The organism is Streptomyces vastus (assembly GCF_039532825.1).
GTDB lineage: Bacteria > Actinomycetota > Actinomycetes > Streptomycetales > Streptomycetaceae > Streptomyces > Streptomyces vastus.
In genome coordinates this window covers 67383-74595 of sequence record NZ_BAAASJ010000010.1, presented here as the reverse complement: position 1 = coordinate 74595, position 7213 = coordinate 67383, and the positions used below count along the sequence as shown (strand labels likewise).

Sequence of the window (7213 nt, the reverse complement as noted above, 5' to 3'; positions counted from 1 at the left end):
TGCGGGCGGCGGACGCGGCGGCGGGCGGCGGACGCGGCGGCGGGCGGCGGACGCGGCGGCGTGCGGTGGACGCGGCGGCGGGCCCGGGAGGGTGCTGTGTCGAAAAGCGTGAGCACTTCCACCTGCCGTGTTCACCCACGGCTCGTTTGAGCATCTGAAGGACAGCTTCCCGCTGTGTGTTCACGATTTTTGCGGGGGCATCCCCGCAGCATGGTCGCCCCAACTCGAACCAGGTGGCCTTGCCCCGGCCCGGACCGTGCGTGCACACGCCCCAGGCGTCGGCGCCGTACCAGATGAGGTGCATGCCGCGGCCGTCCTCGTCGTCGTGGGCCGCGGTGCGGATTGCGGGCAGGCCCCGGGGCCTCGTCGTGGATGAGGATGCGGAGGCGGGCGGGGTCGGCCCAGCCGGCGTGGAGGGTGACGGAGGTATCAAACGAGTAGGAATCTTGCAGAATCGTGGCTCCGCGGCGCCCGCCGGTGAGCCACCCGACGAGCGCCGAGCTGCCTACGTCTGCCGATCCGGCGCGCCGCCCTCCGCATGCAGCGCCCCTGCCCCCACGACCCGCACCCCCGTCTCCTCCCCCGGCCGTACCCGCAGCGGGCCCGCGACCCGGATGCCGACGGGGGCGTCGTGGCCGTCTACGGACACGGTGACCATGGCGTCGTGGCCGTAGTAGCAGACGTCGGTCACCGTGCCCCGTGCGGCGCCTTCCGCGGTGGGGTCGGTGAGGCGGAGCTGTTCCGGGCGGAGCAGGACCGTGCCGGTGCGCAGGCCCGCGGGCGGGGCGCCCAGGGGCACGGTGCCCAGCGGTGTGCGGGCCGTGCTGTCGGTCTCGACCGTGCCGGGGAGCAGGACGGCGTCGCCCACGAAGTCGGCGACCCAGGGGTCGGCGGGGCGCCGGTAGAGGTCCTGTGGAGTGGCGCACTGGGCGACGCGGCCGTCGCGGACGACGGCGACGAGGTCGGCGGTGGACAGGGCCTCCTGCTGGTCGTGGGTGACCAGCACTGCCGTGGCTCCCGTCGCGCGCAGCGCCGTCCGCACGTCGGTCCGCACTCCCGCCCGTAGCGCGCTGTCGAGGGCGTTGAACGGCTCGTCCAGCAGCACCAGTTGAGGCCGCGGGGCGAGCGCCCGGGCGAGTGCGACGCGTTGCTGCTGGCCGCCCGACAGTTCGTGCGGCATGCGGTCGCCGTAGCCTGCCAGGCCGACCAGTTCCAGCATCTCGTCCGTGCGGCGGCGTCGCTCGGCCCGGTCCACACCCTTCAGGCCGAAGGTCACGTTGTGCGCCACGCTCAGGTGCGGGAACAGCGCGCCCTCTTGCGGGACGATGCCGACGCGGCGCCGCTCGGGTGGCACGTGGACGCCCGCACCCGGGCCGGTCAGGACCCGGCGGCCCACCCGTACGGTGCCCGCGTCGGCGCGCAGGAAGCCGGCGACGATGCGCAGCAGGGTCGTCTTGCCGCAGCCGGAGGGGCCGAGGACGGCGGCCAGCGCGCCCGTCGGCACGGTCAGGTCGAGTCCGCGCAGGACGGGGCCGCCGTCACCGTAGGACTTGGTGAGCCCTTCGACGTGCAGCTCGTTCGCGTTTTCTTTCGCGTTCATGTCCGTCACGTCCGTCATGTCCGGTGCCTGCCGAGGAGGTACGAAGGGAGCGCGGCCAGCAGGATCAGCGCGGCAGCGTAGGGGGCGGCCGCCGCGAAGGACCCGGCGCCCGTCTCGGTCCAGAGGCGGGTGGCCAGGGTGTCCATGCCGGTGGGGCGCAGGAGGAGGGTGGCGGGCAACTCCTTCATGCAGACCACGAACGTGAGTGCCGCCCCCGCCGCCACCCCCGGCGCGGCCAGCGGCACGGTCACCTCGCGCAGGACCTGCCACGGCCGCCGCCCCAGCGACCGGGCCACATCCTCCAGCACGGGCGGCGCCTGGAGCACGGCGGCCCGCGTGGCGGCCACCGCGACCGGCAGGAAGAGGACCGCGTACGCGCCGACCAGGAGCGGCAGTTGCTGGTACAGGGGGTACGCGTAGCGGACCGCGAAGAAGACCAGGGAGAGTGCGACCGTGATGCCGGGCAGCGCATGGCCCGCGTACGCCGCCTGCTCCAGCAGGCGCGCGCCGCGCCCCCGGTACCGGGCGGCGATCACCCCGACCGGCAGGGCGAGAGCCGTGGTGAGGGCGGCCCCGGCTGCGGCGACTGTGAGCGTGGCCCACGCGGTGTCCGCGATCGCGCCCAGGTCCCAGGTGGCCGAACTGCCGGCGGTCAGCCAGTACGCGAGGGTGCCGAGCGGGAAGACGACGGCCACGGCCACGACCGCCCCGCACCAGAGGAGGACGAGGGGCCGCCACCGGCCCAGTGCCATCGGTACGGCCGGGCGGGCGGTGCCGGTGCCGGTCCTGGCGTGTCCGGCGCGTCCGCGTGTACGGGCCTCGGCGGCGACCAGGGCCACCGTCATCACCACCAGCACGACGCTGAGCGCGGCGGCCGGGGTGCGGTCGAAGGACGCGCGGTACGAGGTGTGGATGGCGCGGGTGAAGGTGTCGTACCGCATCAGTGAGACCGCGCCGAAGTCGGAGAGCACGTACAGCGCGACGAGCAGCCCGCCGCCCGCCGCGGCCGGTCGCAGTTGCGGCAGGGTGACCCGCAGGAAGGTCGCCGCCGGGCCGTGGCCGAGGGACCGCGAGGCTTCCTCCTGCGCGGGGTCTATGCCGCGCAGCGCCGCGGCGACCGGCAGGTGGACGTACGGAAAGCTGACCAGGGTCAGGGCGAGTGCGGCGCCCGCGAAACCGGCGAGTCCGGGAGCTGCGGACAGCCAGGCGAAGGCGGCGACGTAACTGGGCACCGCCAGCGGCAGCGTGGCCAGCACCGACCACGCGCGGGCGCCGGGCAAGGCGGTGCGTACGGTCAGCCAGGCCAGCGAGACGCCCAGCACCAGGCTGGCCGCGACGACCGCGGCGGTGAGGCCGAGGCTGCGGCCGAGCAGGTGCAGGGTGCGTTCGTCCGCGACGACGTCCCAGGCGTAACCGGGTCCGCGTTCGAGGGCGCGGACGGCAAGATAGCCGAGCGGGAGCAGGGCGAAGAGGGCCGCCACGCAGGCGGGGACGAGCAAGGCCGGCGGTGGTCTGCGTCCGGTCCGCGTACGTAGCCCTGTACGGAACCGCGTACGAAACCGACCGCGTCCGGCCGGGGCAGGCGCCCCGGCCGGACGCGGCGCGGATTGCGGTGTGCTGGGCACGGCCGTCAGACCAGTCCGACGTCCTGGAGCATGGCCTGGGTCTCCTGGATGGACTCCAGCTTGCCCAGGTCGATGTCGGGGGACTCGAGGGAGTCGAACGGCGGCAGGTCCTCGACAGTGCTCGTGACGCCCGCGGCCAGCGGGTACTCCATGGTCTTGTCGGCGAAGTAGGTCTGCGCCTCCTTGGACAGCAGGAAGTCGACGGCCTTCTGGGCGGTCTCGCTCTGCCCGCTGTCCTTGAGGACGCCCGCCCCGGCGACGTTGATCAGCGCGCCGGGGTCCTTGCCGGGCAGGAAGTGCAGCTTGGAGCCGACCTTGTCCTCGCCCTTCTCGGCGACCCGCTCGTACCAGTAGTAGTGGTTGACCAGTCCGAGGGAGACCTCGCCGGCCTCGACCGCGTCCAGGGTGGCGAGGTTGTGCGCGTAGGTCTTGGCGCCGTTGTCCTTCAGCGCCTTCAGCCACTCGCGGGTGGCGTCGTCGCCCTCCAGGACGCGCATGCCGGTGACGAAGGCCTGGAAGGAGGCGTTGGTGGGCGCGATGCCGACCTTGTCCTTCCACTCCGGCTTCACCACGTCGTGGACACTGTCCGGGACCTCGTCCTCGCTGACCTTGTCCGGGTTGTACGCGATGACGCGGACGCGCCCGGACAGGCCGACCCAGTCGCCCTCGCCGCCCCGGTAGGCCGCGTCCACCTTGTCGAGGGTGGCCTGGGGCAGCTTCTGAAGCATGCCCTCCTTGGAGAGGGCGCCGAGCGCCCCGGCGTCCTGGGAGAAGAACAGTCCGGCCTTGGTGCGGTCGCCCTCCTCCAGGATCTGCGCGGCCAGCTCGGCGCTGTCGCCGTAGCGCACCTCGACCTCGGTGCCGACGGCCTTCTCCAGCTTGTCGAGGATCGGCTTGACCAGCTTCTCGTTGCGGCCGGAGTAGATGACGAGGGCGGAGTCGCCGCCCTCCCCCGAGCTGCTCTTGTCGTCGTCGGAGCCGCAGGCGGCGAGGGCGGGGAGCAGCAGGCCGGCCACGACGAGCGCGGTGATTCGGCCAGCCAGAGGGCGTCGCATGAGGGTGCCTTCCTGCGTGACTCGCCACGACGCCGCAGGTTGCGTCGTCGGGCGGCGAGCGGAGTGGTGACGCTTTTTAGCCAACTATGAACATGCTATGAATAAGGTAAACCTTGCCTAACCGTCAAGGGATCTGTGTTACCGGCGGACTCTGCTGCGGAAAGGCGCGCACCGTGATCGACCCCTTCGGGCCCCTCCAGGCGCCGCCCACCGTTTCCACCCCGTCGGCCGCCCCGCCCGCCTCGGTCCCCTTTCCGGAACCGCCCGTACGTCCGCACGGCGCGCCGCCTGCACGCCCGTATGGCGTGCCGTTCGCGCAGGAGCTCGCGGCGTACGGCGACCGCGTCGCGCTGATCACCCCGGACGGGGAGCTCTCCTACCGCCGACTGGCACAACGCGTGGCCGCCACCGCCGAGCGCCTCGGCCCCGTGCGCCGACTGGTGCTGCTGGCCGGCGGCAACCGGGCCGACGCCCTCGTCGTCCACCTCGCCGCCCTCTCCGCCGGCCATCCTGTGCTGCTCGTCCCCGGCGACAACGACCGCGCGATACGCGCCCTGACCGCCGCGTACGACCCGGACGTGGTGGCCCGGCCGGACGACCACGGCACCTGGACCCTCGACGAGCGGCGCCACGGCAGCAGCCACACTCTCCATCCGGATCTCGCCCTGCTGCTGAGCACCTCCGGTTCGGCCGGCTCGCCCAAACTGGTGCGGCTCTCCCACGAGAACGTCCAGGCCAACTCCGAGTCCATAGCCACGTACCTCGGCATCTCCGACACCGACCGCGCGGCCACGACCCTCCCCATGCACTACTGCTACGGCCTGTCGGTGGTCCACAGCCACCTGCTGCGCGGCGCCGGGCTGATCCTCACGGACCGTTCGGTGTCGGAGCCTGCCTTCTGGGCGGAGTTCCGCACCGCCCGCGGTACGTCCCTCGCCGGGGTGCCGTACACCTTCGACCTGCTCGACCGGGTCGGCTTCGAGCGGATGCGGCTGCCGCATCTGCGCCGCGTCACCCAGGCCGGCGGCCGGCTCGCACCCGAACGCGTCGCACGGTACGCGGAGTTGGGGCGCCGGTCCGGCTGGGAAATGTTCGTGATGTACGGGCAGACCGAGGCGACGGCACGTATGGCCTACCTGCCGCCGCACCTCGCCACCGAGCGCCCGGAAGCCGTCGGGGTGCCGATCCCCGGTGGCTCCTTCCGGCTGCACCCGGTCGACGACCAGGGTGATCCCGAAATCGGCGAACTGGTCTACTCGGGCCCGAACGTGATGCTCGGCTACGCCGAGAGCCCGGCCGACCTCTCCCTCGGCCGGACCGTACGGGAACTGCACACGGGGGACCTCGCCCGGCGCGCGCCCGACGGACTCTACGAAATCGTGGGCCGCCGCGGCCGGTTCGTGAAGATCGTCGGTCTGCGGATCGAACCCCAGCGCGTCGAGGCACTGCTCGAACGGCACGGGGTCACCGCGTACTGCACAGGGGACGGCGACGCGCTGGCTTTGGCCGTGCTGAGGAACAAGGCCGCCGACGGTGACCGGCTGCGGCGCCTGGTGGCCGACGAGTGCGGAATCCCGGCCCGCGCGATACGGGTCACGGTCCTCGCCGAACTCCCGCGGCTCGCCGCGGGCAAGCCCGACTACGAGGCCGTACGCCGGCTGACGCGCCCGGCTCCGGAGGGGGTGGAAGCGGCGGCCGGGCTCGCCAGGGACCTGTGCCGGCTCTACGCCGAGATCCTCGACCGGGCCGATGCCACCGAGGACAGCAGCTTCGTGAGCCTGGGCGGCGACTCGCTGTCCTACGTCGAGATGTCCCTGCGGCTGGAGGAGGCACTCGGCGGGCTTCCCACCGACTGGCATACGAAGCCGATCCGCGAACTGCGCGCCCTGGCCCCTCCCGTGACGGAACCGGCAGGTGCGGAAACCGGCGAAGCCCCGGCAGCCGGAGCCGCCAAACGGCCGGCCCGGTGGAACGGACGGCCCCGTACCCGTACCCGCGGTCCGGCGTCCCCGCGGTCCGCACGGTCCTGGCGCACCCGCCGCACGCTGGAAACCGGCGTGGCCCTGCGCGCAGTCGGCATCGTCCTGATCGTCGCCTCGCACATCCCCGTCTTCTCCCTCCAGGGCGGCGCGCATGTGCTGATCGGCGTCGCGGGCTTCAACTTCGCCCGTTTCCATCTCACCGGGGCCGAACGCCGCGCGCGCCTACGGCACTTGTGGCGCGGCATCGCCCGCGTCGCCGTGCCGAGCGTGGCGTGGATCACCGGCGCGGTGGTGCTGACCGGCTTCTACGACCCGGCCAACGCCCTGCTGCTGAACAGCCTCCTCGACCAGGGGACCGAACGTCACGAATGGCACTACTGGTTCGTGGAGGCACTCGTCTACTTCCTGGTCGTCCTCGCCGTGCTGATGGCAGTTCCCCTGCTGGACCGGCTGGAGCGGCGGTACGCGTTCGGGGTGCCACTGGCGCTCCTGGCGGTCGGGCTGATCGGCCGGTACGACCTGCCGGATCTGGCACCGGCCCGCTTCCACCTCGGACCCACCGTGGTCTTCTGGCTGTTCGCGCTGGGGTGGGCTGCCGCGCGGGCGACCACCACGCGACAGCGGTCGCTGCTGACGGCGGTGCTCCTGCTCGCACTCCCGGGCCTCTTCAACGACCAGCCGCTGCGCACCACTCTCGTGGTGGCCGGGCTGACGCTGCTGATCTGGGTGCCGACGCTGCCCAGCCTGGGCCCGCTCAACCGGATCGCGGGCATCCTGGCGAGCAGCTCGCTCTACATCTACCTGACGCACTTTCAGGTCTATCCCCACGTCCCGGACGACTTCCCGGTCCTGGCGTTCTTCGCCTCCCTGGCCGTAGGCATCGGGTACGCGGCCGTGGCGACGCGAGTGGTCAGGCGGCTGTGACGCTTTGTACCGCCGTGCCGTCGGCCT

The 7213-nt window shown here is 72.7% G+C and carries 4 protein-coding genes; 1 reads left to right on the top strand and 3 read right to left on the bottom strand.

What is annotated here, in order from left to right; translation table 11 throughout:
* Positions 1–505: 505 nt before the first annotated feature.
* From ABD357_RS04535 to ABD357_RS04525, 3 genes are all read right to left on the bottom strand, one after another.
* On the bottom strand, positions 506–1618 hold the full coding sequence (locus ABD357_RS04535; protein ID WP_344387635.1) for an ABC transporter ATP-binding protein: 1113 nt from the start codon (positions 1616–1618) through the stop codon (positions 506–508).
* The gene (locus ABD357_RS04530) at positions 1615–3099 is read right to left on the bottom strand and encodes an ABC transporter permease (protein ID WP_344387634.1); all 1485 of its coding nucleotides are present in this window, start codon (positions 3097–3099) and stop codon (positions 1615–1617) included. The genes ABD357_RS04535 and ABD357_RS04530 overlap by 4 nt, the downstream gene beginning before the upstream one ends.
* 131 nt (positions 3100–3230) lie before the next feature.
* Positions 3231–4280, bottom strand: a complete 1050-nt coding sequence (locus ABD357_RS04525; RefSeq protein ID WP_344387632.1) for an iron ABC transporter substrate-binding protein — start codon at positions 4278–4280, stop codon at positions 3231–3233.
* A 173-nt stretch (positions 4281–4453) separates the two neighbouring features.
* Here ABD357_RS04525 and ABD357_RS04520 point away from each other — a divergent pair, with 173 nt between their 5' ends.
* The gene (locus ABD357_RS04520; protein WP_344387631.1) at positions 4454–7186 is read left to right on the top strand and encodes an AMP-binding protein; all 2733 of its coding nucleotides are present in this window, start codon (positions 4454–4456) and stop codon (positions 7184–7186) included.
* Positions 7187–7213 lie beyond the last annotated feature (27 nt).

Coding starts and splice junctions, on each gene's coding strand:
- ABD357_RS04525 (WP_344387632.1), bottom strand. CDS start 4,280: ATGCGACGCCCTCTGGCTGGCCGAATCACCGCGCTCGTCGTGGCCGGC.
- ABD357_RS04535 (WP_344387635.1), bottom strand. CDS start 1,618: ATGACGGACGTGACGGACATGAACGCGAAAGAAAACGCGAACGAGCTG.